We start from the raw sequence: 24,426 nt of genomic DNA, 5'->3' as shown, positions 1-24,426 counted from the left end.
CCTCACATGATGTGACGGATGGGGAGGCCTTTTGATTAATCTTGGCGAAGCGAGTCACGGCGTTCGATTCGGTGAGGAAGCACGACGTTTTTCTCTTCGATTTCTTCCGCGTTCAAAATCTTAGTCAAGAGACGCATCGCGACGGCTCCGATATCGTACATCGGTTGAACGACCGTCGTCAACTTCGGACGAATCATCGTCGCGAGACGCGTGTTATCGTGACCGACGACTTCAAAGTCGTTTGGAACCGAGTAACCTGCATCTTGGATCGCGTGGATGACACCGAGTGCCATCTCATCCGTCCCCGCAAAGATGGCTTTCGGGCAATCATCTCGCTGCAACATTTTTTGCATCGCCTCGAGACCAGACGCATACGTATAATTTCCAAGAATCATATCGTTATCATGGAATGGAAGACCTGCATCTTCAAGCGCGCGACGGTATCCAGCGAATTTCTTCTCGCCATTGATTTGTTGTTCGAGCGGTCCAGTGATAAATCCAACACGATCATGTCCGTGGTTGATCAACATCTGAGTCGCGTCATATGCGGCTTGTTCATAATCGATGTTGACGGCAGGGAGATCATATCCTTGGTTCAACGTCGCTGCGAGAACGATTGGAACCGGTGATTTTTTGAACTCTTCGACGAGGTCTTCATGCAAACGTCCACCCATGAAGATGATGCCGTCCACTTGCTTCCCTAACAACGTATTGAGTAAATGCACTTCCTTGTCACGACTCGAATCCGAGTTACCAAGGATGATGTTGTATTTGTACATCGTCGCCACGTCTTCAATGCCTCGTGCCAAATCAGCAAAGAAGATGTTCGAGATATCCGGTACGATGACACCGACCGTTGTCGTTTTTTTACTCGCAAGTCCACGCGCGACGGCGTTCGGACGATAACCAAGACGGTCAATCGCATCCTGTACTTTCTTGCGTGTTGTCGGTTTGACGTTCGGGTTTCCGTTGACGACACGAGAAACGGTTGCCATTGACACCCCGGCTTCTCGTGCGACATCGTAAATCGTTACGTTGTTACTATTCATAAACTACTCCTCCTACAAGTCCTGATTTTCAAAAAGTTTTCATAAAACATCTTAAAAAAGGAAGACAGGTATCTGTCATCCATTTACCCTGTCTTCATGCGATATAAAACGTTTCCATTTGGAAAGCTTACTTTTTCACCAAATCAAGTCGGGGAAACTGGACGGTGAGTCCTTCCACAAATTGATCGAATTGATCGAAGTCCAATTGTTGTTGCGCATCCGATAATGCAATGGCAGGATTCGGGTGCACTTCTACCATCACACCGTCAGCTCCGATGGCAAGGGCCGCTTTTGCAGCCGGTAACAACAAGTCACGACGACCCGTCGAATGCGTGACGTCTACCATGACAGGTAGATGCGTCTCTTGCTTCAAAATCGGCACAGCCGTGATGTCCAACGTATTACGTGTTGCTCGTTCATACGTTCGAATTCCCCGCTCGCATAAGATGACTTGGCTGTTCCCGCTCGCCATAATGTACTCTGCCGCATAAATGAACTCTTCGATTGTAGCGGATAATCCGCGCTTCAACAAGACCGGTTTGTCTGTCTTCCCGACTTCTTTTAACAAATCGAAGTTCTGCATGTTGCGAGCCCCGACCTGAATGATATCGACATATGGTAACGCCGATTCCACTGCGCCGGGAGTCATGATTTCCGTGATGACTCGTAGGTCGTGTCGGTCAGCTGCTGTCTTCAACAGCTTCAATCCTTCAAAGCCTAAGCCTTGGAAATCGTAAGGAGACGTACGCGGTTTATAAGCACCACCTCGCATCACTTTAACTCCCGATAATGCAAGTTTTTCTGCGACCGCATTCACTTGTTCAAACGATTCAACGGCACACGGTCCCGCAATCAATTGTGGACGCCCGTTTCCGATCGTCACGTCCTTCACATGGACCAACGTGTCTTCCGGTTGACGCTTCCGCGAAACGAGAAGCGTTTTATCACGGTCTTCCCCTTGTAATTCAGCAGACGCTTTAAAGACTTCTTTAAAGATATGTTGAAGACGTGACGTTTCAAACGGTCCTTGATTTGAAGCGGCGATAAAATCGAGCATCTCGCGCTCGCGGACGGGATCATAACGTTCGACGCCTTGAAGACGTTTGATTTTTCCAATTTCGACGGCAAGTGTACCACGCCGACTTAGCAAGTCGAGCATTTCATGGTTCAATTCATCCATTTCTCGACGTAATCGATTCAATTGATCTTGTGGACTCATAGTTTCCCTCACATTCTTAAGCCGTTCTTTCCAGATTCCTAATTATATCGAACTTTGTGCGCTTTGTCATAAGGAAACCTTCTACGTCACAAAATCACCAAAAAAGGACCGAATGCATTCGGCCCTTACATGTCATTCATTTTTTTTAAGGTCTTTCTTCAAATCATTGAGTTCTTCTTTCGATTCCTCATCAAGCAACTCATTGACAGGTGCTTCGAGCGAATCGTTTGATTCAGAATCCGATGCGTTCGATGGATTTGCCTCTTCTTCAGCCGCACGGTCCATCTGTTCTTTCACTTCCGATTCCGCTTCCGCGACGAGCTGATCCGCTTTCTCCATCGCCTCTTCAATCGAGAGTTCGTCCTCATCGATCTGTTGCTTTAATTCTGCTGCCTCACGCGCCTTATCTTTTACGATATTGAGGACAGGTGCCGCCTTATCGCTCGCCACTTTAATCCATTCCCCAACGACCGGTTCTGCTTTCTCACGCATTTCTTTCGATTTGACAGTCAGACGTTCTCGCGATGTTGACGTCTTCTCGTCAAGGTACGTTCGAACTTCACGTCCGTTTTTCGGTGATGTTAAGAGGGCAACCGCTGCTCCGACAATCCCTCCGAGGATGACACCCGTCAAAAATCCGCTACTTGATTGATTCTGTTCTGTTGATTGCTTTTGGTCTGTCATGTGTGAGTTCCTCCCCGAAATTTAGTTATTTGATTGTATCGTCCGTTTGAATCAAATCAGGTGATACAGGTGTTTCTGCTTTCTTTTCACGTCGTGTACGGCGACGTGGACGTTCTTTTGAAGCAGATGCTTCCGGCTTGTTCTTCTTGAACAATTCGACCGCAACCGATCCCCATCGGACGGCTTGCGCAATCTGTTCTTTGTTTTCGTCTGCTGCCGAGTGGACAGATGTCGAGACGGTACGAACAGACTCGGTCACCTCGTTCAATGATGTCCCTAACTCATCAAGCGCATGAGCGACGGGTGCGAGCAATTCTGTTTTTTCTTCGACGTTGTCCACGAGACGGTTCGTCTTATGTAAGAGCGCCGTCACTTCCATTGTGATTCCATCGAGCTGGCGTTCTAAATTTTCGGTCGTGTTGGCGACGCTTCCGAGTGTACGGTTTACATTCGACAATACACGCGCCAAGAAGATGACGAGTACGACAAACGCGAGCGCCGCAATCAGGCCAGCTATGCCTCCTAATGTGATCTCCATTCAATCCATTCCTCCTATTCAATCGTTTCTTGTTTCATTATAGCACCATTATGACTGAAAAGATTTGCTACAACCGTTTTCGCCATTGGGTCTGATTATTCCTTTACCCGTTTTTATGTTTTCGATTACACTAAAATAGAAATTCATAAAAATAATTAGGGGTGATCGTGTGAGAGATCCAAGAATTACACAGTTAGCAGACGGTTTAATCAATTATTCCGTCAAGCTACAACCGGGGGAAAAGGTACTGATTGAGAACTTTGGCGTCGAGGAGTCGCTCGTTGAGGCACTCGTCGAAAAAGCATATGAGGCAGGCGGACACCCATTCGTCTTGTTGAAAGAGAGCCGTATCTTACGTAAGTTATATACGGGCGCAAGCCGAGAGCAACTCGAACTCATGGCCGACATCGAGCGTAAACAGATGCAGGCAATGGATGCCTATATCGGCTTACGTGCTGGTGATAACATCAACGAACTCTCTGACGTGCCGAGTGAGCAACAAAAACTCGTCGGTGCCACTCTTGGGAAAATGCATACCGAAGACCGGGTCAAAGGAACTAAATGGGTCGTCCTTCGTTATCCATCTCCATCGATGGCGCAACTTGCTGGAAAATCGACAGAAGCGTTCGAAGACTTCTACTTCAATGTATGTACGCTCGATTACGGAAAGATGGACCGCGCAATGGACGGATTGGTCGAATTGATGAACAAGACGGACCGTGTCACGTTGAAAGGACCAGGAACGGACCTCTCGTTCTCCATAAAAGATATTCCGGCAATCAAGTGCTCGGGTCAAATGAACATTCCAGATGGTGAAGTGTTCACAGCACCGGTAAAAGACTCGGTCAATGGCGTGATCACGTACAATACGCCATCTCCATACCAAGGATTCACATTCGAGAATGTGAAGTTGACGTTCAAAGACGGGAAGATTGTAGATGCGACGGCTAATGATACAGAACGAATCAATGAAGTGTTCAACACAGATGAAGGAGCCCGTTACGTCGGTGAGTTCGCAATCGGTGTGAACCCATACATTCAACATCCGATGAAAGATATCCTCTTCGATGAGAAAATTGACGGCAGCTTCCACTTCACGCCAGGTCAAGCGTATGATGAAGCCTATAACGGCAACAACTCATCTGTCCATTGGGATCTTGTCAACATCCAGCGCCCGGATTACGGTGGCGGCGAAATTTGGTTCGACGATGTACTCATCCGAAAAGACGGACGTTTCGTCATCGATGCCTTGCTTCCGCTTAATCCAGAAAACTTGAAATAACATAAAAATGGTGCGCCTGACAAAGGCGCACCATTTTTATGTTTATAATTTTGTTTTCTTCCCGAGGGCTGCAGACATCATCCAAATTTCTTTTTCGAGTCGTTCGATATGAGAGACGAATGTATCTTCAATCGCCTCATCGCCATCCTCAAATTTCTCCATCGCATCTTGCATCTCTTGACGGATTTGTTTGAAGTCACTGATGATGTCTTTAATCATCTGATCTGTCTCGGCATGACGATCGCCTTCTTTTAACGTCGAATGTTCAAGATACTCTTTCATCGTCGCAAACGGTTCGCCGTCATTCATTAGTAGGCGTTCTGCCACGTCATCATAAAGTTCTGCCACTAGATTATAGAGCTCTTCTAGTTTTTCATGGTACGTGAAGAAGTGCGGTCCACTGATATACCAGTGATAATTATGAAGTTTCACAAACAGTAATCCATAGTTCGCTACTTCTTTGTTCAATGTGTTGAGCGCAACTTGACTAGCCATTCCTAACATCTCCTTTGTCATATTCATCGATACTACTATTACCGAGATTTTGGATGGCTAAACATTAAAAAGAGAGACTTTCGTCTCCCTTCACACTTATGCTTCAAGTTTTACAACTTCTTCATATTCGCGCTGATACGTTTGAATATCACCGGCACCCATGAATAAGAGCACGGCATCGGCATGGTTGCGTAACACGCCTGTACCACCACGTTTTAAAATATGCGCGCCTTCGATTCGTGATTGGAGGTCTTCGATCGTGACCGTTCCTTCCTGCTCACGTGCTGAACCGAAAATATCACATAAATAGACAGTGTCTGCTTCGGCCAATGCCGTCGCAAAATCATCCATGAATGATTTCAAGCGTGTATACGTGTGTGGTTGGAAAATCGCAACGACTTCTCGATTGCCATACTTTTTCCGAGCCGCTTCGACCGTTGCACTGATTTCCCGCGGATGATGCGCGTAGTCATCGACAAGCACTTGGTCGTTTAACGTCGATTCACTGAATCGGCGTTTTACACCATTGAACGTCTCAAGACGTTCTTTCACCAATTCTTTCGGCAAGTTCTCGTAGTCGCATGTCGCAATGACAGCGAGCGCGTTCAACACGCTGTGGTCTCCATATCCAGGAATTCGGAACGTTCCGTAGAAGTCATCACGCAAAAAGACATCAAATGTCGTTCCATTTTCTGTCGATGTGACCTGTTCAGCACGGAAATCATTGTGCGCCCCGAAACCATAATAGACGAGCGGCACGTTGGCTTGAATCTGTTGAAGATTTTCGTCATCGCCACAAGCAATGATTCCTTTCTTCACTTGTTTCGCCATTTCTTGGAAAGCGTCAATGACGTCATCAAGTCCAGAGAAATAGTCCGAATGGTCAAAGTCGATATTCGTCATAATCGCGTAGTCTGGACGGTAGTATAAGAAATGACGCTTGTACTCACAAGCTTCGAAGACGAAGTTTTTCGAATCCGCCACTCCTTCTCCCGTGCCATCGCCGATTAAGAACGATGTCGGTTCGATTCCACGCATGACGTGTGCAAGCAATCCCGTCGTTGACGTCTTCCCGTGTGACCCAGTGATGGCGACACTCGTGTAATGGTTCGCGAGTTCACCTAAAAACTCGTAATACTTATAAATCGTCAATCCGAGTTCACGTGCACGCACGATTTCTGGATGATCATCACTGAACGCGTTTCCTTGCACAACGATTTGGTCTTCCGAAATATTTTCAGGATCGAATGGCAAAATTTCAATCCCTTTACGGTTCAATGCTTCTTCTGTAAAAAATGCTTTTTCAACGTCCGATCCACGGACCTCATTGTTCATATCAAATAAAATTTGAGCTAAAGGACTCATGCCCGTTCCTTTAATTCCGACGAAGTGATAACGGTTCATCTGTAAATAGCCCCCCTAATTCATTGCGGCTCGTCAAAATGCGACAAACCTTTGTCATTATAGCAAAACTCACAGAGTCGTGCTATTACAGATTATTGTTTTTTTGCGCAAGTCGTCGGCTGCGGTACATCGCCATGCGATCTTTTGGCGTCATCATCACATTTACAGGCGGTTGATCCGCTTTAAATGATACTTGAACCGCTGATGTCAAATCTGTGGCAGATGGCACTTCTTGCTGTTCAGATGGTGTTTGTAATCTTTCTGCAATCTGCTCAAGCGACGAACCGATTTGTTCCGCCGATTCGTCAATATCTAGGTCAGTATGAGGAGTGGCATCTTGATGAGCCTCTACGACCGTCTCCTTTTTTGAACGGGATAAATCCGTTGATTGCATAAAAACAGATGAAAAGCCATTATCTAGAATCGAAACTTCACCAAGAATCGGTTTTTCTTCCATTTCCATTTCCTCGGAAATCAGCTCGTTGGACTCTTTGCTCCATTCAGGTTCAGAGACGGGTTCAGTAGATGACTCTTGGATTGGCTCTTCCGTCGTAGAATGAGTAGATGCCATCTTTGAATCATACGCATCTCTCGTTTCAGGAGAGTGTTCGACCGGAAGGACAATCTTTGGTTTCGGACGAGCATATCCATAAATCGGTGACGGGACGTCTGACGGAATAAATTCCTCGGTTACCTCTACCTTTGGCGGAGGGGAACCTTTTTGTCCTTCTTTCGACAGTTCTCGTTTGATTCGCTCTGCTTGTTGCTTCAGTGAACGTTCATATGCATCCATACTTGATTCCTCGCTTTTTCACTCAATCCATATTTAACAAAAAATCGGTCGAATTTAGCGACCGATTTTAAATGCTGTACCTACTTCATATTCGTCATCTAATACTAAAATCCCTTTTTCTTGCGGGGCGTTCGGAAGGTTTAATTCACGGGCAGAACAAATCATCCCGTGTGAACTTTCACCACGGAGTGCAGACGGACGGATAATCAAACCAGTCGGCATCACCGCACCCGGTTTTGCGACAACGACTTTTTGCCCTGTTGCCACATTCGGTGCGCCACATACTATTTGAACAGTCCCTTGGTCGATTTGAACTTGACAGATTGACAGTTTGTCAGCGTCCGGGTGTTTTACTGCGCTTTCAACATACCCGACGACAAACTTCGGCGTCACGTCAACCCATGAAAAGTCCTCTTCAATCCCGTTATCATTTAAGATAGATTGCAACTGTTCCACTAATTCGACTGTCAACTCAACAGGACCATTCCATCCTGTCACATCAACATGTTGACTTGCTTGAAACAGGTTGTACCCGTTCACTTTTCCGTCTGCCGACTTGACGATTGCCACGTCTCCCGTCCGCTCGACAGATTGATGATGTCGTTCTCCTTCTTTTAACAACACCATGAGTACATCACCGATTCCTTCTCGGTTATAAAACACATTCATTTGCATACGTTCCTACGTCCCTTCTTTCAAACTCATCTCACTTATTTTATCAGATTATGTGTTCGATGGCGGGGTCTTTTTTCCGACAATGAAAATCGGTTCAAGTTCCCCCGCCACATAGTGAAAGGCGAGTGCAGTGACGGGAATTCGACCATTTGTGAAGAAATCAAACATCAGTTGCTGCATCGCATCATATCCTTGGTCATTTCGAATGTCCGCAACGATCATCACATCCTGATGCGGGACACCGACGAGCATATCCCCTTCAATCCGTCGTTCCATCAGCCGAAGAAACTCGTCATTTAACACACGAGATGCCTCGTAGCCATCACGAGTTGATAAGAAGTAGAATGGGTTTCCAGCCACTTCGTCTTGTTTCATCTCGGTCGGTAGTTTTTTCACATTCTCACGGGCGATTCGCTCGATGCGGTCGAGCGTCATTTCATCCGAAAGGTGGCGTTCTTCAATCAACCGATATCCGTTTCCACGGTCCAGCGCATAAAAAATCGCGGTCTCGGCCGTGTGCGGGGTGAATGCAAGTGCTTCTCCATTTTTTGTCGTCTTCGAGAAAGAGTTCGAACGAATGACCGGATAGATGGCATCTTCATTTCCGGTGAGGGAGATTTGATCATCCGCCTTCATCGCTGATTCGATATACTCGATGACTTCATCGACGGCAACCGTACCGCGTGTCTTAGCCTTTGCCACAATCGGCGCAAGGCGGATATTGACCCCAAAACGGTCAGATTTCCGCTCGACGCGCAGTACCTCATTCTCACGGTCGTAAGAAGTACGGTATTCTTCATTAAAATGCGATTCTAGATAACGTCTTAACTCATTCCGTTCCATAAAGGCTCACCCTAATCCGTTCAAGAAAGCTTCAACCTGTTCCGGCGTCTTCCGTTCACGACCGACGTAGCGATCAACCTCATTGCCATTTTCAAACGCAACAAAGCTTGGGATGCCAAAAATATCAAGTTCTTGCGCAAGTTCCATGAACTCGTCACGATCGACGTAATAGAACGTCCATGCTTCAAATTTCTTCTCGATTTCCGGCATGAATGGGTCAAGGAATCGGCAATCTCCACACCATGTCGCCGAAAACATAAGGACACTTTTCGCTTCTTTTGCTTCGATATATTCTGCCATTGTTGATAGTCGTTTCATGATTATCACTCCTGTTCGTTTTTTCCTCACTTATAATAGCATAAGTCAAGTCACACATTCTGCTCTGCTGTTTGTTATAATCAAAGCCGAAACTAGTTGAAACAGGTGAAGCTGAATGAAATTAACACGCGAAACGTTAAACCCTGAAATGAAGCACCCTCTTGAACAGATGGTCGGTGTATTTGGAATGCTTGCCATTTTGCGATACGGCTACTTATTTATTGACACTGATAAAACGAGACTAGAGATCTTGATTTGGCTCGTTGTCGGTTTCGCCGTCATTTATGTGCTCGAAAAATATCTCAAGAAATTGGCACGTCACTTGCCCATCGTTCGAAAGCGTTTCTTGATCCCCATTTACGTGATTGTGCTCATGTTATTCTTAATCAGTTTCCGAGTCCCTCGTGAGACGGTTGAGTCCGTGAAAATGTGGTTCGGAATTGGATGAAAAAGAGCAACGTTCCTCGAAACGTTGCTCTTCATTAATAATCAATTTTTAAATCATTCGGTTGAATCCGACCGGTTCTTCGCAAGACTACGTATACCGCGTAACTCAATAAGGCTGGTCCAATTATGAGGAAACCAAAGACGACGAGAAAGGTATACCAGCTAAAGCCCATCGTTTCAAGCATGACAATCGGGCCGACGAGCCCACTTGTTCCCATGCCTGCCCCCGCAGCGACACTTTCCAGTTCAAACAACAGAATCGCGATTGGAGCCAATACAGCCCCGGCCATTGTTGGCGGAAGAAGAATCCAAGGGTTTTTCACAATGTTCCCGACTTGAAGCATCGAGGTGCCGATTCCTTGAGCAATCGCCCCACCGACCCCATTATCACGATAACTCGTGATGGCAAACCCAATCATCTGAGCCGCGCAACCGACAGTCGCTGCTCCAGCGGCAATTCCGTTCAAACCGAGCATCAATGCGATGGCAGCACTTGAAATCGGTGCCGTTAACGCAAGTCCCATCAATGTCGCGACGACCACTCCCATGAACAACGGCTGTTGCTCCGTGCCCCATTCAATCCAACCACCGAGTTGCGTCATAAATAAGCCGACATACTTGCCGATATACGTCGCAGTGAGGTAGCCTACGGCAATCGTTGTGAACGGCGTCACTAAAATATCTAGTTTCGTCGATTTAGAGACAAGTTTTGAGACTTCGACCGCAAGAATCGTCGCAACGTAACTTCCTGCCGGTCCGAACTCATATCCAAACGCCCCGATAACGAGCGCGGAAAACAAAATGAGCGGCGGCGCCTCTAACGCATAGGCGATGGCAATCCCGATTGCCGGTCCGGTCAAACTCATGGCGACATCCCCGATTTGAATCAACGTGGCACTCATCCCTGTGAATGTCGTTCCTTCGAGCTGACCTCCGATCGTTTTTATGATCAGACCGATGATTAACGTACTAAACAAACCAAGTGCCATATAACTTAGCGCCGTCACAAAATAAAGCGACGGGCTCAATGAGATTCCTTTTTTCTTGAACATAACATATCCTCCTTACACTTATACAGGTGTCTTGTCATGAGTAACATACATGTATAAACACCTTTATCAGTATAAGACGTTTTCATGAAATAGCAAGAACATCCATAAAAAACCGTCCACTCATCTTTCGAGTGAACGGAATGTTTGATTTACAGAGACGGACGTAGCGTTTCAAGTGTCGAACGATCAAGCCGCTTGACCAACGCTTTGAGCAACGCTTTCGCTGCATCGTAGTCATCCGTATGAAGAATCGAGGCGTGTGTATGGATATAACGAGATGCGACGCCAATGACGGCTGTCGGTACCCCTTCTCCGCTCATGTGAACGCGCCCCGCATCGGTACCGCCTGGTGAGACGAAATATTGTGTCTTGATGTTTTCGTCTGAAGCCGTATCGAGTAAGAAATCACGCATTTCAGGAGACATGACCATGACGCGATCTAAAATTCGGATCAATGCTCCCTCACCGAGCTGACCGAACTCCGTTTTACTTCCTGAAGCATCATTGGCCGGTGAAGCATCGAGTACGAGTGCCACATCTGGCTGAATCAATTCAGATGCTGTCTGCGCTCCACGTAATCCGACTTCTTCTTGTACGGTAGCACCCGAGAACAAGATGTTTGGATGATCCGCTTTTGTCGTTTCCTCCAACAATTCGATTGCAAGACCGACGCCATAACGATTGTCCCAAGCTTTGGCCATAATCTTTTTCGGGTGATGAAGTGGGGTAAATGCGCTCGATGGAACAGCAGGGACCCCCGGACGTACACCCCATGACTCTGCTTCTTCTTTCGAATCTGCTCCGATATCGATAAACATCTGCTTGATGTCCATCGGTTTACTCATTGCATCTGGACCTAACAAATGAGGCGGTGTCGAAGCGACGACACCGGGAATTTTACCGTTCGACGTGATGATGTCGAAACGTTGCGCCATGAGCACTTGGCTCCACCAGCCACCGAGTGGTTGTATGTAAAGCATGCCGTTCTCGGTAATCCGTGTCACCATAAAAGCGACCTCATCCATATGTCCGGCTACCATGACTTTCGGTCCCGACTCGTCTCCGACACGTTTTCCAAAAATTGATCCGATGCCATCCGTGACAATTTCATCTGAATGGGGTTCAATTCGTCCACGTACAAATTGACGAACTTCAGACTCGAACCCAGGAGCTCCCGGGAGTTCTGTTAGCGTCTTAAATAAATCTCTCGTCTTCTGATCCATCTTTCATCATCCTTTCCTAACCGTTCTTGTCTCATTATATACAAAAGTTTTGACAGGATGCGAATGCTTTTCATTCCATTCGGGTACAGGTTTTGGTACGATGTACATGATAGCCATAGTTCAAGGGGAGGTAGTCATATGAAAAAAAGGTATTGGTTTATTGGAATCGGGGTTGCCGTCATTGCCGCACTTATGACGAAAAAAGCTTTAGATGAACGTAGCTTATCTGCAGAAAACGCCTTAGAGTACACGAAGCGTGCTTTCTCAGCAAAAGGTCATGTCCAAGGGGCATGGATTTCTGCATCACCGGAGATTTACACATACGACGGTCGTGAATACGACGTCTACAAAGGTGGCATCTCGGTTCTTGAGAACGATGAAGAGAAAACATATGAGTTTACAGTCGACTCTGAGACTGGCGCATTACTCGAATATGCATGACACGAAACCGACGAATGATTCGTCGGTTTTTTTGTTTAGTTCCCTCGAAAGAGTGGAAAATTGAAATTGGTAGTTTTCAATTTAATAAAGGAGTGATCTCGCGTGAAGAAGCTAATCGGTGAAGCAAGTGAACTCGTATCGCAAATGGTTGAAGGGATGGTCCATGCCCATCCTGAAATGTATGGTCGCGTCGACGGTGTGAATGTCATCTGTCGGGCTGACGGAGCGAAGTCTGGAAAAGTCGGTCTCGTATCTGGAGGCGGTAGTGGTCACGAGCCGGCCCACGCTGGATATGTCGGGGACGGTATGCTCGATGCGGCAGTATGTGGGGAAGTGTTCACCTCTCCTACTCCGGACATGGTACTTGAAGGAATCAAAGCAGCTGACGGCGGAAACGGCGTTCTTTTGATTGTGAAAAACTATTCCGGCGACGTGATGAACTTTGAGCTCGCCGCAGAACTGGCCGAAGGTGATGGCATCAAAGTCGACCACGTCGTCGTCGCCGATGATGTCGCCATTTCGAACAAAGAAGATCGACGCGGGGTTGCCGGAACGGTCTTTGTTCACAAAATTGCCGGAGCCGCTGCAGCTAGTGGCAAATCACTTGAAGAAGTCAAATCCATCGCCGAAAAAGTAGCTTCACACGTTCGCTCCATAGGGATGGCCGTGGAACCTTGTTACATGCCTGTCAGTGGTAAACCAGGTTTCGACTTGAACGAGGAAGAGATGGAAATCGGCATCGGGATTCACGGGGAACGTGGTGTCGAGCGGAAACCGACGAGTGATGTCGACCAAATCGTCGACGACCTCCTCAGTCACTTGAAAAAAGAAGTCGAGCCAGGAGAAGTTGCCGTCATGGTGAACGGAATGGGTGGAACGCCGTTGTCTGAGTTATATGTGACCTATCACTTCGTTGCCGAAAAACTGGAAGCTGCTGGGTATACCCTTAAACGGAAGTATGTCGGCAACTACATGACTTCACTCGAGATGCATGGGTTCTCCATCACGTTGCTCCCTCTCGATGATGAGATGACGACGTATCTCGACGCTCCTTCAGCAGCACTTGGATTCAAAATTTAATAAATGAGGTGTTTGGTTTATGTTGACGATTGATCGGATGAAGCAGGCGTTACGTGACGCACAAGTTGGCATCGAAGAACAAAAGGATACGTTGACCGATTTAGACCGGGCCATCGGCGACGGAGACCATGGGATCAACATGTCTCGTGGTTTTGATGCGGTCTCTACTATTCTAGATGAGGATTATGACTCTCTTGGAGCACTTAGTAAAAAGGTCGGGATGACCCTCATGTCGAAAGTCGGAGGCGCGGCCGGACCTTTATACGGTTCAGCTTTCGTGAAGATGGCAACCAAATTCGGGGATGCGACCGAAGCGGACTTTGGCTTACTCAAGGAGGCGCTCCAGGAAGGTTCGAATTCCATCAAAGCACGAGGGAAATCGGAAGTCGGCCAAAAAACGATGGTCGACGTCTGGGACCCGTTCCTCGAGCAAGTCCAACAAGGGGAAGATTATAAACAGAAGTTGGACGAGCTTGTCCAAAAAACAGAGGATATGGTGGCCACGAAAGGAAGAGCCTCTTACTTCGGAGAAAACTCTCGCGGAACCGTCGACCCGGGTGCCCTTTCTAGCTCAATCCTTTTGGCCGCGATTATGAAGGAGGTCGATTGACATCGTTGAATTGATCATCGTCTCGCACAGTGCAAAAATTGCGGAAGGAATCCAAGATTTGATGAAGGAAATGGCACCGTCCGTGCCCATTCATCTAGCCGGTGGCCTTGAAGATGGCGCTATCGGAACGGATGTGAATCGCATCTTATCGGCACTCGACCAGGTCGATGGAGAGGCACTTCTCCTCAGTGATATCGGGTCGGCGACGATGAATGCGGAACTCGCCATCGACATGTACGAAGGTGACAAACATGTCGAATTTTTTGACGGTCCCATTGTCGAGAGTGCCTTCATCGCCTCCGTTTCTTCAGGAAATGGGATGTCACTAACTGATATCGTCGAACAGTTAAAACAACAGTAAAAAGTACCCCGTTCTCTTGAACGGGGTACTTTCATGTCTTATCTTGGGTTGTCATTCTTTTCATATACGGCATTCATATATGAACTTGTTGAATAGAAACGTGGTACAACCAAGAACAAAATGAGTGCCGGAATCGCAATCATTAGAAGCAAGACCAATACCGGTAACCAATAGACGATCTGTTGACCGAGCATGTCGATGTTCGCATCTGCAAACTCTGAGGCCCCTTCTACTTCTACGAGGTCCGCTGATGTAAGAATCTTGTTGTCTGTCGCATCAAAGTAATGATACTCGGTTTTACGTGTGATGAAGATCCCATCACGAATCGTATCGAGCTCTACGACAGCAGCGATGACTTCGTTGCCGTTTGAATGGCGAAGCGTCTCTTCTTTGATGATTTCAGCCGTTCCTTCTTTATAGTCGTAATGCGTTGCTTTCAAATCCTCTTCGAGAGCGTCTAAGAACGCTTCGTTCGCTGAGGTATTCATTGGTGCGATTGTTAGAATGAAGATTACTGCAAGCAGGCTTGCCCATGCTTTTTTCAACATCCCCATGTTCCCCCTTCTCTTATTCCAGTTTAGCGTCATTCCTATTGTACCAAGAAGAAAGAAAAAAGTGTGAAGAAAATACTATTAAAATAAGAAAAAAGCGTGTCAATTTTTCGGACGGAAGACGGCTTCCATTCGGTAAATCGGCTGACCGAGCGCACTGAAGCGCTCTTCATACTCTGTTCGAATATTATCTTCTGGTTCATTGACATGTAAATCTAGTGAAATTTCTGTGAAGAACATCCCGTATTGACTCATGCTCTGAAGCGAATATTCAAACAATCCACGGTTGTCCGTCTTGAAATGAATCTCTCCAGCTTTCGGAAGAATCGCCTCATATGTCGCTAAAAACGTCTTATATGTCAAGCGACGTTTCGCATGTCGTGTCTTTGGCCACGGATCGGAGAAGTTTAAGTAGACGCGATCGACTTCTCCCGCTTCGAAATAGTCGACGAGTCGTTTCGCATCGACCGTCAACACTCTCACGTTCGGCATCGGGGTTTCGACTAATTTTTGTACGATAGAGACGGCTACACTCTCAAACAACTCGATCGCAATAAAGTTCACATCCGGGTGTTGTTGCGCCATCCCTAAAATAAATTGTCCTTTTCCTGAGCCGACCTCGATAAAGAGCGGGTGGTCATTCCCGAATTCAGTGCTCCAGTTACCTTTCAACTGTTCAGGATGTTGAATAAATACATGTTCTTGAGCTTCCATATATTCTTTTGCCCAAGGCTTATGTCGTAAACGCATGAAAATCCTACCTTTCGTTCATCAAATGTTCAAGTTTAATGGGAATATGCACGTTACGGACGAGCAGTCCTCTTGCGATTATACACGAAATCATAGTTTAATGAACGTGAATCATCCTTCACAAGGAGGTTAAATACGATGAGTACTTTAGATCAGTTTCTTATTTTTTATGCAGCTCCACTGACGTTTTTCGCTGGTGTCATCGCCACGTTCGTTTGGGCTTACTTTATGAATCCAGATGACATTTAACACATTCAAAAAGGGGTGGCGAACAGCCATCCCTTTTAATTGATTCGTTCGTACGCCTCATCCATCAGCTCGCGTAGTACATGAAATCCTTCAGTTCGCGCCGAGTCATTCTCTTCCCCATAGATTGTCAAAATCGTTTGGGCGATCGCATACCAATGCATTCGATTGTGGAGCTCACTCGAAACACGTACCCCGTAATGCGAGAACCAGCGCTCCCACTCCACTTCATCCATATAGCTATAGACAACCATCGCCAAATCGAACGCGCGGTCTGCAATGATTGCGTCATCCCAATCCGTCAAGTAGAGTAGGCCGCTCTCATCCTCAATCCAATTATTATGGTTTAGGTCAGAATGACAGACGACAAATTCTTGCTCGTCGACTTTTGGCAAATGGTGCTTTAGCCATTGTACGGCTTCTCCGATGATTCGGTCTGTTTCATCTTGTTCATATGCTTCACACTGACGGAGCAACAAGTGCGGCGTCACCGGTGTGTGGTTCAGCTGTTGCAACATGAATAATAGCTCTTTCGAATTATGAATCTTGCCGAGTTGCGCCGCGACATCAGGTCGCTTCATATCTTCTGGTGAAAGTTCGCGGCCTTCGATAAATTGTTGGGCGCTTAACACGTCCCCGTTAAACATTCGCTTTGTCCAAAGAAGCTTTGGTACGATTCCTTCCGCTGACAAGATTGCCAGAAACGGAGAAGAATTTCGTTTGACAAAAATCTTCTGTTGGCGCGTCGTCGCTACATACGCTTCGCCCGTGATACCTCCGGCTGAAGCGACTGTCCACTCTTTCCCGAGCGCACCGACTATATCTGAATACATATTCATCACGCTCAAATCTTACTTGAATTAAAGAGATACAATCAACATCTTAACACGCGAGAATCGTCATTGACAACGACTCGACTTGAATGTGTGCTGGGTTTCGTGCGAGCGGAACGAGACTTGCCGTTTCTCCTTGAACGTAAACGTTCCATTTCGCATCGCTCTCAAATGAAAGCGAGTCGAACGTACCGTTCACATAGACGCGAACCCGTTGCCACGCATCGTAAGAATGACTGGCCGTCAACTCATAGATAATGACGCCAGGCGGCGATGGGAGAAACGTGAAATGGTCAATGACTTCTTGTCTCGAATCATAGCGGAAACATGTATGGAGTCGCCGTAACTTCAAGAGCGTCTTCACATACTCGATGTCTTTGATCCGTGTGTCACGAAGATCCCAATCAAAATGATTGATGTGATCGGGTGAATTATAACTGTTCTCGACACCATGTTTCGTGCGTCCGAACTCTTGACCGGCATGGATAAACGGGATGCCTTGAGATGTGATGACGACCGCATTGGCAAGACGTTGCATGGCAAGACGAGTCGTCTCATCGACTCCTTCACAAGATAACATTAACTTGTCATAGATCGTATAGTTGTCATGGGCTTCCGCATAATTGATGGAGTAAGCCGGACTCGGGAAACGTCCGACCGTCACGTTCGGAATATGCACGGCTCCGGTGAGACACTCTCGAAGTTCCCACTCTCTCCACTCATTGCCAGAGATGAATCCGCGTTCCCTGTCATTAAACGTTGACCCTTTCAATGCATCTCGAATCATATCGTTGAAGTGTCCGATACGAGGCATGCGTGCAGCATTTTGTGACGTCGCCTTCAACGACTGTCCAAGCGGTGTCGCTAAGTCCCACCCTTCTCCATAGACGAGAATGGAGGGATCCACCTTATCGAGCGCGGCCCGTACTTGATTCATCGTTTCGACATCATGAATCCCCATCAAATCGAAGCGGAACCCATCCACTTGATAGGTTGTTGCGAAATACGTCACGAAGTCGACAATCATACGTCGCATCATATAGCGTTCTGAGGCCGTGTCATTCCCGACACCGGTTCCGTTCGCTATCGTCCCGTCGTGCTCGTATCGAAAATAATAGTATGGTACGAGCGCTTCGAGTGGGGATTGTTCTCGAATATAAATATGATTCATCACGACGTCTGTAACGACTCGAAGACCAGCTTGATGCAAGTCAGAGACGAGTGTCGCATATTCGAACACACGACTCATCGGCACATCGGGCCTTGAGGCATAACTTCCTTCAAGCGCGAACCAATGAATCGGGTCGTAGCCCCAGTTGTACGGCATACGCGTCGCCTCATCGACACTTCCAAAATCATGAACAGGAAGCAACTGGACATGGGTCACGCCAAGTTCTTTTAAATAGTCGAGTCCGGCACTATTGCCTTCTTTCGTCCGAACTCCTTTTTCAGACACCCCACCGTACAGCCCTTTCAATTGACTCATCGATGAGGGGTGGCTTGTGAAGTCTCGGATGTGCAACTCATAGATGACGGCATCCGTTGCCTTCCATAAAGGGGGGCGCATGGCTTGTTCGACCTGTTTCTTGACAAATCGCGCCACATCTTGCAATACGCCATACTCACCGTTCAAACTGACGGCTCGCGCATAAGGATCGACGACTTGCCTCGTATCGACCGGTGTTTTCACTTCTAAGCGATAAAACATACCTTGGAACGCTTGTGGTATTTCACCACTCCATTCCCCGCGTGCGCCGCGGTTCATGTGAAATCGCTCAATTTCTCTGTGATTCGTATCATCATGCACTGTAATCCACATGGATAAAGCAACCGGAGACCATACCGTCACTTCCATTCCGTGCGGCGTAAACGATACGCCGAGTGGACCATCATATGAGAAACGCCGTTCGAATTCCTCTGAACGGACGATTTCTCTTGGTACGACAACCGTCGTCTTTTGACCCGGGTGGCAGACGGTGTATAACGTTTCTAAAGAGATTGGTTCCTTTAAACGAAGGATTTGTTCGACCTTTCCGGATTCCGTCACAAACTGTTGCTCGACGAGGTAGTCGACCGGGCGTCCATTCTGTTCGATTTGTACTGGAACGGATTCATATTCGCGCACAATCTCAAGTTGTATGGTCTCAAATGATACGAAAGACGCGCTCTCGATGGTCACATGTGAGGCGGTCTTTTGATCTGGTGTGTGATGCATATGCGTCCCTTCCTCTCAATCACTGATCCATGAATTGACGAAACGGTAACTTGGCAGTCACTTCTAATACGGTGGCAACGTCACGAATCTGCTGTGCTTTTACAATCGGTGCACGTCCGTTCACTTGTTTCATCCATTCCGTATATTCGTTACGACCGACATATTGGGTCGATCGAACAGTTGGAACGTTATCAAAATATCCATTTGTCGCAATGACGACTTTTTGTAGCACACCCGCATAATGCGGTAGAACTTGACGAATAAGTTCTTCTGTCCGTGTCAATGCAATTAGCGGGTTCACTACACGGGTATTTTCCCCTTTCAGCGGTTGATGAACCCATGTCTTCTCTTTCGATATGTGATAGATACTTCGATCGCCTTCAAGCCATTCTATGATATACAGATGCGTCGGTCCGATGATGAGGTGGCTCAACTCAACCGTTGCACCATTCCATTCGATGACCGGTCGATACAAGAAAAAGTGTCGTTCGTTCCAATCGGTACGCATCACACGATAGGCGAAGTCACGAATAAACGCCAGATGTGGTAAATCCGTCTCAAGCACCCCTTCACAAGCGAATTGAAGCTTTTGGATATGCCGGCGCTCCCTTAACAGCTTTTGATATTGCGATTCAGAGAGCGGCTTTGGCTCTAATTCAATTCGCTCCGTCTTCGCCCAAAACTTCCACCACGGTCTTTCGATTTCGAGCACTTCGACCGGATTCAAGCGATTGTTTTCATGAAGGCGCTGTAGGCGTGCCGTATCGGATTCCACATACTCCAAATAACGATTATATTGATCTAATACATCACGTTCATATTTTGAGATTACGTCAAAAATTTTAACCGGGATTGCCATATATCCTCCTCTGGCCGTCTTAGCGGAAATACGTCTACTGCTCGATAGGCAGGTGTATGAGTCGGCTGTACTTCATATAAAATTAATTCTTCTACTGATTCCGTCGCGTGAAATTCAGGGGGGACGTATGGGACACGCTCCCCTTCGCCCCATTTTTTAGCGAGTGTCACGTGAGGGACAAACGACTTCCGGTCCAATCTTGGAATCACATCAACTAGTTCATGGCGGAGGGAATGCGCCAACCGTTGAAGGGGCTCGGAGGCATCCGGAACGATGGTTAGAACGCGGGGCCGATCTGGTCGCCCAAAATGGTCGATGGCTCGAAACTCCAACGTGAACGGCAGAGTCTCCTCACAGATTCTACGCGTGATTTCTTTTACTTCGTCTAATTCATCCCCATCCACGCTTCCTAAAAATTGTATCGTCATATGAAACTCTTCAGGCCGATAGATTCGGCGATAGGAGTAATAAGGTAAGATGGTTTGCTGTACGTCAACCAGTTCCGTTGATTCAATGGGAATCGCGATAAAGTAATGCGTACTCATCTCATTCATCCTTTCAACGTGCGACGTGACATTCCTATCCAAATCAACGCTCCAATTGCCGTGACGATGGTATACATCCAAAACACGCCTAAAATATCGTCAAGTTCAATGATCTTACCACTGAGCATATTAAATCCAGCTGTCGCGAGCCCAGACGTCAATGCCATATATACCCCGATGGCCGTCGAGGAAACTTGTCGATCGACGAGCGTCCGGACGAATTGAAGCGCGACGGGAATCAAGAGACCGACGACGAGACCTTGTGCGATCGCGAGAAGCCATACGACCCAAATCGGTGGTTCTAACGCAAGCACCCCGTTCCGAACTGCCGAGATGATGGCGGCCCCAACAAGAACGCTGACGCTTCCGTAGCGCTCCATAAGCTGAGAAGCCACTTTCATAAACGGGATTTCGAATAACACTGCCACGAGGAATAATGTTCCGACGAGCGTCGTCGAACCACCGCTATTCGTCACGTACAAACCGAAATAATAGTTATTCGCATAAATCGGTCCGAAGACGAGCATCCCCCCACATAAGAAGAACACAAAGGGTTTGTTCCAAACAGCCGTCCATGAGAGAGATGCCAACGTCACATCGCGAGTCGAACTTTTCTCAGGAATCATTCGAACAAATACGCTGCCAAGGAACAGTAAAATCGCACTCAATACGAACGTACTAGCTAGTCCCCACGTGCTATCCGAAATTCGTCCCATCACAAAGACTGCAATGGCGAATCCTGCTGAGCCATAGAGGCGAATCGCACCGTAATCGACTTTCGACCGCGTCGTATAGTCGAGTGTCATCATATCCACTAGCGGGATGTGAGCACATTGGAAAACGGACCAAATCACCATGAGTACGACAATCCAAACGTATGAGGTCGCCACTAAAAACGTGAGAGAAATCAGCGCCGCGCTCAGCATCGCCAAAATCAGCCAGGCCCGGACTCTTCCCGTCCGGTCGGTCAACATCCCCCATAGTGGTTGCACGCCGATGGATAGAATCGGTAAGATGGCTACGATAATCCCGACTTGGCTCGGAGTCAGTCCAAACTTAGTTTGTGAAAAATATAAGGTCATATAAGGGATCAACGCCCCTTGCGCGAAGAAAATCGCGACGTACACAGACTGAAACAATTTCTTTTGCGAATCCAATGATAACTTCCTTCCTAAAGGACAGAGAGCCGACTATACCAGCCAGCTCTCCTTGTTTCTTATTTAGCGAGCTCGTAAATGGCCTCAGCATAGATTGCCGCGGCACGTAATAAATCTTCTATCTCCATATATTCATCGACCTGATGCGCCACATCTTTAGCTCCTGGGAACAATGCGCCGAACGCGACACCTGCTTCGAGTGAACGTGCATACGTACCGCCTCCGATGGCCATCAAGTTCGCGTGCTCTCCCGTTTGACGCTCGTATACGCCTGCTAGCGTCTTCACGAGTGGGTGATCTTCTGCCACGTGATGAGGCGGCATATGTTGACGGGTCTTCAACTCGAAGCCAAATGACAACGCGATTTCACGTAGGTTTTGTAAACGTTCTTCGAATTTGGCCGTATACGGGTAACGGATGTTGACCGTTGCTGTTCGTTCTTCCTCATTGTATCGGAACACGCCGCCATTGATCGTCAAGTCGCCCGTCTCATCGCTCGCTTCAATCCCAAGAGAAATTCCACGTGAGTCTGCAAACACGTGACGAACGAGTTCAATGTAGCGTTCCCCTTGAATGTCGAGAGGAAGGTGCAACAGGAACCCAGCCAGCACGTACGCAGCATTGATCCCGTTATCCGGTTCCATCGCGTGCGCCGCTTTACCTTTCATCGTGAACGTATATATGCCACGATCGTATTCACACGTTCCGTCCGCTTCATATTTTTCGAGATAGGCCTCGAACTTTTCCTCGAGTACCTCATCCGTCTTCAATTCGGCTTTCGCGAAGTCCGGCACCATATTCGGACGCTCCCCGCTCGTAAATGACACGAGATGGTAGGCAGAGCCTGGTACACGTTGAATCGGTAATTGAGTCAACACACCGTCATACAATCCTTTTTCAGCATTGATGATCGGGAAATCCGCATCTGGCGCAAATCCGTATGTCGGCATTTGTTCTTGTTTGAAATACTCACGGACACAGCGCCATTCGCTCTCCTCATCGCAACCTGCAATCAAACGGACGCGTTTTGAAAGTGGTAAGCCGAGCTCTTTGACGATTCGTAATCCGTAGTATGCTGCCATAGACGGACCTTTATCATCGTTACTCCCACGCGCCACAATTTTCCCGTCAGTCGTGATGGTCGGATTGAATGCGCCATATGTCCAGCCATCGCCTGCTGGGACGACGTCAAGGTGACATAGAATGCCAACGATTTCCTCACCGTCCCCGTATTCCAAATGTCCCGCGTAACCGCCGACGTCCTTTGTTTTGAATCCATCTCGCTCACCGATTTCAAACATGTAGTCAAGCGCCTGACGAACCTCAGGACCAAACGGCATGTTCGGTGCCGCTTTCGATTCATCGAGCACGCTAGGGATTTGAAGTAATCCTTTCAAATCTTCTAAAAATGCATCTTTACGATTGTCGACTTCCTGTCTCCAATTCATGTTCATCTCCCCTTTTGCGAATGTTCTCTCCCTTACTAGTATATCCAAATGTATGAAAGACGAACATTCATTTAGAAAAGTTTTTTTCGTTCGTGTTTAAGCTTCTTTTCGATGTAAAAAAATAATCTTCATTCGATATTTACGTTCATAATCAAATCTTTACAAACAGATTGTTCGTGCTTTCCACTTGCATTTTTGCTCAAGAGCGGTATACTAAAGGTGTAATTTTAGAAAATAACAATTTTATATTTCATTTTGTCGTCTGTAGGTATGGTTTGTCATTATTCTACACATTGGGAGGTTATCCAATGAAAGGCTCAACAGATCGGATGTTAACGCGCATCAAGTCCATTTATTTGTTCATCAATGAAAGGGAATCCGTTACCACTTCAGAACTAGTAGAAGAGTTCGGCATCACGTCACGCACTGTGCAACGTGATTTGAACGTACTTGAGTACAATAACCTTGTGGAGAGCCCTAGCCGTGGCACGTGGACTTCATCAAAACGTTCACTCAAGACGGCAAATTGAATTGTATATGTATATTCAAGAGACCTGGCGTTCAGGTCTCTTTTTTATGGATGAAGGTTTTGTGGTTTTAGATTGTATCAGTTGTTTAAGATGAGGTGATGATGTGAAAGAAGAAATAATGAAGTACATAGAGGACAATTTCCCAAACCTATCTGGAGAAGTCCATCTAAGATTCGAACTTGGCGAACCGTATAAAAACGGAACGGATGAGAGAGTAGAGCAAGTTGTAAACAGAGTTACTACATTGTTTGAGGAAGTGTTTCAATCTGATGATTACATCCATATCTTTATCAAGGATTGGAACGAAACAGAGGACATCATGTTTGGGAATACCACTCCCGAATATTTGTATGGTTTATTCATGAAACAACAGATTGAAGAAGAAACGTTATTTGAATTAAATGAAGATATTGACGAAATAACAGGGGAAATTATTGAAATCAAACATGAATATAAAGCAAAATTTGTATCCTCGCAGATCAAGTCAATCTCTTACGAAAAAATCCTTAGAGGTATAGGAAATTACGAGCAAGGAAGAGAACCTTCAATTGGACAAGCTGTTTACTTTATTAGCACCGAAAAGAACATCGTGTTTCATATGTACGATGATCGAGGTTGTATCATAAGTTCAAATGAAGTTGAACCACTTGTTCCTTTGTATCATAAATATAACGACTGGTTGGTTGACTCTTGGCGTGATGATTTTGATGCCATTTTTAAAAAGATATAATCGAAAATCAGAGCTTTTTATACAAAAAGAGAATCCGTCCCATCAGAC

At 46.7% G+C, this 24,426-nt stretch carries 29 protein-coding genes; 9 read left to right on the top strand and 20 right to left on the bottom strand.

Going from position 1 to position 24,426, the window contains the following annotated elements:
* Positions 1–35: 35 nt before the first annotated feature.
* The 4 genes from ccpA to KNO61_RS01400 form a co-directional block, all read right to left on the bottom strand.
* Positions 36–1,049: a catabolite control protein A gene (gene ccpA / locus KNO61_RS01415; protein WP_074033452.1), complete on the bottom strand. Its 1,014-nt coding sequence runs from the start codon at positions 1,047–1,049 to the stop codon at positions 36–38.
* 127 nt (positions 1,050–1,176) lie between these two features.
* Entirely contained in the window at positions 1,177–2,268 is a 1,092-nt protein-coding gene (locus tag KNO61_RS01410; protein WP_078147206.1) for a bifunctional 3-deoxy-7-phosphoheptulonate synthase/chorismate mutase, read from the bottom strand.
* Positions 2,269–2,400: 132 nt separating this feature from the next.
* Positions 2,401–2,952, bottom strand: a complete 552-nt coding sequence (locus KNO61_RS01405; RefSeq protein ID WP_214683954.1) for a YtxH domain-containing protein — start codon at positions 2,950–2,952, stop codon at positions 2,401–2,403.
* Positions 2,953–2,977: 25 nt separating this feature from the next.
* The gene (locus tag KNO61_RS01400) at positions 2,978–3,490 is read right to left on the bottom strand and encodes a DUF948 domain-containing protein (protein ID WP_012726752.1); all 513 of its coding nucleotides are present in this window, start codon (positions 3,488–3,490) and stop codon (positions 2,978–2,980) included.
* 169 nt (positions 3,491–3,659) lie between these two features.
* Between KNO61_RS01400 and KNO61_RS01395 the strand changes: the two genes are divergently transcribed.
* Entirely contained in the window at positions 3,660–4,772 is a 1,113-nt protein-coding gene (locus KNO61_RS01395) for an aminopeptidase (protein ID WP_012726753.1), read from the top strand.
* A 42-nt stretch (positions 4,773–4,814) separates the two neighbouring features.
* On the opposite strand, the gene KNO61_RS01390 is transcribed toward KNO61_RS01395, so the two are convergent.
* The 6 genes from KNO61_RS01390 to KNO61_RS01365 form a co-directional block, all read right to left on the bottom strand.
* Positions 4,815–5,267: a Dps family protein gene (locus KNO61_RS01390; RefSeq protein ID WP_012726754.1), complete on the bottom strand. Its 453-nt coding sequence runs from the start codon at positions 5,265–5,267 to the stop codon at positions 4,815–4,817.
* A 96-nt stretch (positions 5,268–5,363) separates the two neighbouring features.
* Positions 5,364–6,671 carry a UDP-N-acetylmuramate--L-alanine ligase gene (gene murC / locus KNO61_RS01385; protein WP_012726755.1) on the bottom strand — a complete coding sequence of 436 codons (1,308 nt, stop codon included), beginning with the start codon at positions 6,669–6,671 and terminating at the stop codon, positions 5,364–5,366.
* A gap of 85 nt (positions 6,672–6,756) precedes the next feature.
* Positions 6,757–7,464: a hypothetical protein gene (locus KNO61_RS01380; RefSeq protein ID WP_214757497.1), complete on the bottom strand. Its 708-nt coding sequence runs from the start codon at positions 7,462–7,464 to the stop codon at positions 6,757–6,759.
* A 54-nt stretch (positions 7,465–7,518) separates the two neighbouring features.
* Positions 7,519–8,133: a YtpR family tRNA-binding protein gene (gene ytpR / locus KNO61_RS01375; protein ID WP_078147943.1), complete on the bottom strand. Its 615-nt coding sequence runs from the start codon at positions 8,131–8,133 to the stop codon at positions 7,519–7,521.
* Between the two features lie 54 nt (positions 8,134–8,187).
* Positions 8,188–8,982 (bottom strand): DUF1444 domain-containing protein, encoded by a 795-nt coding sequence (locus tag KNO61_RS01370; RefSeq protein WP_078147209.1) that lies wholly within the window; start codon positions 8,980–8,982, stop codon positions 8,188–8,190.
* Positions 8,983–8,988: 6 nt separating this feature from the next.
* On the bottom strand, positions 8,989–9,300 hold the full coding sequence (locus KNO61_RS01365) for a thioredoxin family protein (protein ID WP_012726759.1): 312 nt from the start codon (positions 9,298–9,300) through the stop codon (positions 8,989–8,991).
* Positions 9,301–9,415: 115 nt separating this feature from the next.
* Between KNO61_RS01365 and KNO61_RS01360 the strand changes: the two genes are divergently transcribed.
* Entirely contained in the window at positions 9,416–9,748 is a 333-nt protein-coding gene (locus KNO61_RS01360; RefSeq protein ID WP_012726760.1) for a hypothetical protein, read from the top strand.
* 34 nt (positions 9,749–9,782) lie between these two features.
* On the opposite strand, the gene KNO61_RS01355 is transcribed toward KNO61_RS01360, so the two are convergent.
* Complete coding sequence (locus KNO61_RS01355) at positions 9,783–10,799, bottom strand: PTS sugar transporter subunit IIC (protein ID WP_078147210.1); 1,017 nt, start codon at positions 10,797–10,799, stop codon at positions 9,783–9,785.
* Positions 10,800–10,948: 149 nt separating this feature from the next.
* Positions 10,949–12,022, bottom strand: a complete 1,074-nt coding sequence (locus KNO61_RS01350; RefSeq protein ID WP_031423097.1) for a M42 family metallopeptidase — start codon at positions 12,020–12,022, stop codon at positions 10,949–10,951.
* A gap of 138 nt (positions 12,023–12,160) precedes the next feature.
* Here KNO61_RS01350 and KNO61_RS01345 point away from each other — a divergent pair, with 138 nt between their 5' ends.
* From KNO61_RS01345 to dhaM, 4 genes are all read left to right on the top strand, one after another.
* Complete coding sequence (locus KNO61_RS01345; RefSeq protein WP_012726763.1) at positions 12,161–12,463, top strand: PepSY domain-containing protein; 303 nt, start codon at positions 12,161–12,163, stop codon at positions 12,461–12,463.
* A gap of 102 nt (positions 12,464–12,565) precedes the next feature.
* Positions 12,566–13,543 carry a dihydroxyacetone kinase subunit DhaK gene (dhaK, locus tag KNO61_RS01340; protein ID WP_078147211.1) on the top strand — a complete coding sequence of 326 codons (978 nt, stop codon included), beginning with the start codon at positions 12,566–12,568 and terminating at the stop codon, positions 13,541–13,543.
* Between the two features lie 22 nt (positions 13,544–13,565).
* On the top strand, positions 13,566–14,153 hold the full coding sequence (dhaL, locus tag KNO61_RS01335; protein WP_371328164.1) for a dihydroxyacetone kinase subunit DhaL: 588 nt from the start codon (positions 13,566–13,568) through the stop codon (positions 14,151–14,153).
* Between the two features lie 10 nt (positions 14,154–14,163).
* A complete protein-coding gene (dhaM, locus tag KNO61_RS01330; RefSeq protein WP_251030879.1) occupies positions 14,164–14,514 on the top strand; it encodes a dihydroxyacetone kinase phosphoryl donor subunit DhaM in 351 nt (116 codons plus the stop codon).
* Positions 14,515–14,552: 38 nt separating this feature from the next.
* Here dhaM and KNO61_RS01325 read toward each other — a convergent pair whose 3' ends face one another.
* Together KNO61_RS01325 and trmB are read right to left on the bottom strand one after the other, a co-directional pair.
* The gene (locus tag KNO61_RS01325) at positions 14,553–15,062 is read right to left on the bottom strand and encodes a hypothetical protein (RefSeq protein ID WP_240499834.1); all 510 of its coding nucleotides are present in this window, start codon (positions 15,060–15,062) and stop codon (positions 14,553–14,555) included.
* 105 nt (positions 15,063–15,167) lie between these two features.
* A complete protein-coding gene (gene trmB / locus KNO61_RS01320; protein WP_078147215.1) occupies positions 15,168–15,815 on the bottom strand; it encodes a tRNA (guanosine(46)-N7)-methyltransferase TrmB in 648 nt (215 codons plus the stop codon).
* 138 nt (positions 15,816–15,953) lie between these two features.
* Between trmB and KNO61_RS17545 the strand changes: the two genes are divergently transcribed.
* Positions 15,954–16,064: a hypothetical protein gene (locus KNO61_RS17545; protein ID WP_012726769.1), complete on the top strand. Its 111-nt coding sequence runs from the start codon at positions 15,954–15,956 to the stop codon at positions 16,062–16,064.
* Between the two features lie 35 nt (positions 16,065–16,099).
* Here the strand turns inward: KNO61_RS17545 and KNO61_RS01315 are convergent, their stop codons facing one another.
* The 6 genes from KNO61_RS01315 to pepV are packed head-to-tail and all read right to left on the bottom strand — an operon-like array spanning position 16,100 to position 23,118.
* Entirely contained in the window at positions 16,100–16,900 is an 801-nt protein-coding gene (locus tag KNO61_RS01315; protein ID WP_251024858.1) for a phosphotransferase family protein, read from the bottom strand.
* A 43-nt stretch (positions 16,901–16,943) separates the two neighbouring features.
* Positions 16,944–19,109: a type I pullulanase gene (gene pulA, locus KNO61_RS01310; protein WP_214872532.1), complete on the bottom strand. Its 2,166-nt coding sequence runs from the start codon at positions 19,107–19,109 to the stop codon at positions 16,944–16,946.
* Between the two features lie 19 nt (positions 19,110–19,128).
* Complete coding sequence (locus KNO61_RS01305; RefSeq protein WP_214683945.1) at positions 19,129–19,968, bottom strand: NERD domain-containing protein; 840 nt, start codon at positions 19,966–19,968, stop codon at positions 19,129–19,131.
* Positions 19,938–20,513 (bottom strand): RNA 2',3'-cyclic phosphodiesterase, encoded by a 576-nt coding sequence (gene thpR / locus KNO61_RS01300; protein ID WP_214683944.1) that lies wholly within the window; start codon positions 20,511–20,513, stop codon positions 19,938–19,940. Before thpR ends, KNO61_RS01305 begins: the two co-directional genes overlap by 31 nt.
* 5 nt (positions 20,514–20,518) lie before the next feature.
* Positions 20,519–21,670: an MFS transporter gene (locus tag KNO61_RS01295; protein ID WP_214683943.1), complete on the bottom strand. Its 1,152-nt coding sequence runs from the start codon at positions 21,668–21,670 to the stop codon at positions 20,519–20,521.
* Positions 21,671–21,729: 59 nt separating this feature from the next.
* Positions 21,730–23,118, bottom strand: a complete 1,389-nt coding sequence (pepV, locus tag KNO61_RS01290) for a dipeptidase PepV (RefSeq protein WP_214683942.1) — start codon at positions 23,116–23,118, stop codon at positions 21,730–21,732.
* A gap of 308 nt (positions 23,119–23,426) precedes the next feature.
* On the opposite strand from pepV, the gene KNO61_RS01285 reads away from it, so the two are divergent.
* Both KNO61_RS01285 and KNO61_RS01280 read left to right on the top strand, forming a co-directional pair.
* Positions 23,427–23,648: a DeoR family transcriptional regulator gene (locus KNO61_RS01285; protein ID WP_012726776.1), complete on the top strand. Its 222-nt coding sequence runs from the start codon at positions 23,427–23,429 to the stop codon at positions 23,646–23,648.
* A gap of 103 nt (positions 23,649–23,751) precedes the next feature.
* A complete protein-coding gene (locus tag KNO61_RS01280; protein WP_214781594.1) occupies positions 23,752–24,378 on the top strand; it encodes a DUF3885 domain-containing protein in 627 nt (208 codons plus the stop codon).
* Positions 24,379–24,426: the final 48 nt, after the last annotated feature.

The organism is Exiguobacterium sp. s140 (assembly GCF_018617035.1).
GTDB lineage: Bacteria > Bacillota > Bacilli > Exiguobacteriales > Exiguobacteriaceae > Exiguobacterium > Exiguobacterium profundum.
This window is presented reverse-complemented; position numbering and strand designations above follow the sequence as displayed.

Coding starts and splice junctions, on each gene's coding strand:
- KNO61_RS01405 (WP_214683954.1), bottom strand. CDS start 2,952: ATGACAGACCAAAAGCAATCAACAGAACAGAATCAATCAAGTAGCGGA.
- ccpA (WP_074033452.1), bottom strand. CDS start 1,049: ATGAATAGTAACAACGTAACGATTTACGATGTCGCACGAGAAGCCGGG.
- thpR (WP_214683944.1), bottom strand. CDS start 20,513: ATGAGTACGCATTACTTTATCGCGATTCCCATTGAATCAACGGAACTG.
- KNO61_RS01285 (WP_012726776.1), top strand. CDS start 23,427: ATGAAAGGCTCAACAGATCGGATGTTAACGCGCATCAAGTCCATTTAT.
- KNO61_RS01360 (WP_012726760.1), top strand. CDS start 9,416: ATGAAATTAACACGCGAAACGTTAAACCCTGAAATGAAGCACCCTCTT.
- KNO61_RS01325 (WP_240499834.1), bottom strand. CDS start 15,062: ATGTTGAAAAAAGCATGGGCAAGCCTGCTTGCAGTAATCTTCATTCTA.
- pulA (WP_214872532.1), bottom strand. CDS start 19,109: ATGCATCACACACCAGATCAAAAGACCGCCTCACATGTGACCATCGAG.
- KNO61_RS01350 (WP_031423097.1), bottom strand. CDS start 12,022: ATGGATCAGAAGACGAGAGATTTATTTAAGACGCTAACAGAACTCCCG.
- KNO61_RS01370 (WP_078147209.1), bottom strand. CDS start 8,982: ATGGAACGGAATGAGTTAAGACGTTATCTAGAATCGCATTTTAATGAA.
- murC (WP_012726755.1), bottom strand. CDS start 6,671: ATGAACCGTTATCACTTCGTCGGAATTAAAGGAACGGGCATGAGTCCT.
- KNO61_RS01305 (WP_214683945.1), bottom strand. CDS start 19,968: ATGGCAATCCCGGTTAAAATTTTTGACGTAATCTCAAAATATGAACGT.
- KNO61_RS01355 (WP_078147210.1), bottom strand. CDS start 10,799: ATGTTCAAGAAAAAAGGAATCTCATTGAGCCCGTCGCTTTATTTTGTG.
- ytpR (WP_078147943.1), bottom strand. CDS start 8,133: ATGAATGTGTTTTATAACCGAGAAGGAATCGGTGATGTACTCATGGTG.
- KNO61_RS01400 (WP_012726752.1), bottom strand. CDS start 3,490: ATGGAGATCACATTAGGAGGCATAGCTGGCCTGATTGCGGCGCTCGCG.
- KNO61_RS01410 (WP_078147206.1), bottom strand. CDS start 2,268: ATGAGTCCACAAGATCAATTGAATCGATTACGTCGAGAAATGGATGAA.
- KNO61_RS17545 (WP_012726769.1), top strand. CDS start 15,954: ATGAGTACTTTAGATCAGTTTCTTATTTTTTATGCAGCTCCACTGACG.
- KNO61_RS01390 (WP_012726754.1), bottom strand. CDS start 5,267: ATGGCTAGTCAAGTTGCGCTCAACACATTGAACAAAGAAGTAGCGAAC.
- KNO61_RS01380 (WP_214757497.1), bottom strand. CDS start 7,464: ATGGATGCATATGAACGTTCACTGAAGCAACAAGCAGAGCGAATCAAA.
- trmB (WP_078147215.1), bottom strand. CDS start 15,815: ATGCGTTTACGACATAAGCCTTGGGCAAAAGAATATATGGAAGCTCAA.
- pepV (WP_214683942.1), bottom strand. CDS start 23,118: ATGAATTGGAGACAGGAAGTCGACAATCGTAAAGATGCATTTTTAGAA.
- KNO61_RS01345 (WP_012726763.1), top strand. CDS start 12,161: ATGAAAAAAAGGTATTGGTTTATTGGAATCGGGGTTGCCGTCATTGCC.
- KNO61_RS01365 (WP_012726759.1), bottom strand. CDS start 9,300: ATGAAACGACTATCAACAATGGCAGAATATATCGAAGCAAAAGAAGCG.
- KNO61_RS01315 (WP_251024858.1), bottom strand. CDS start 16,900: ATGAATATGTATTCAGATATAGTCGGTGCGCTCGGGAAAGAGTGGACA.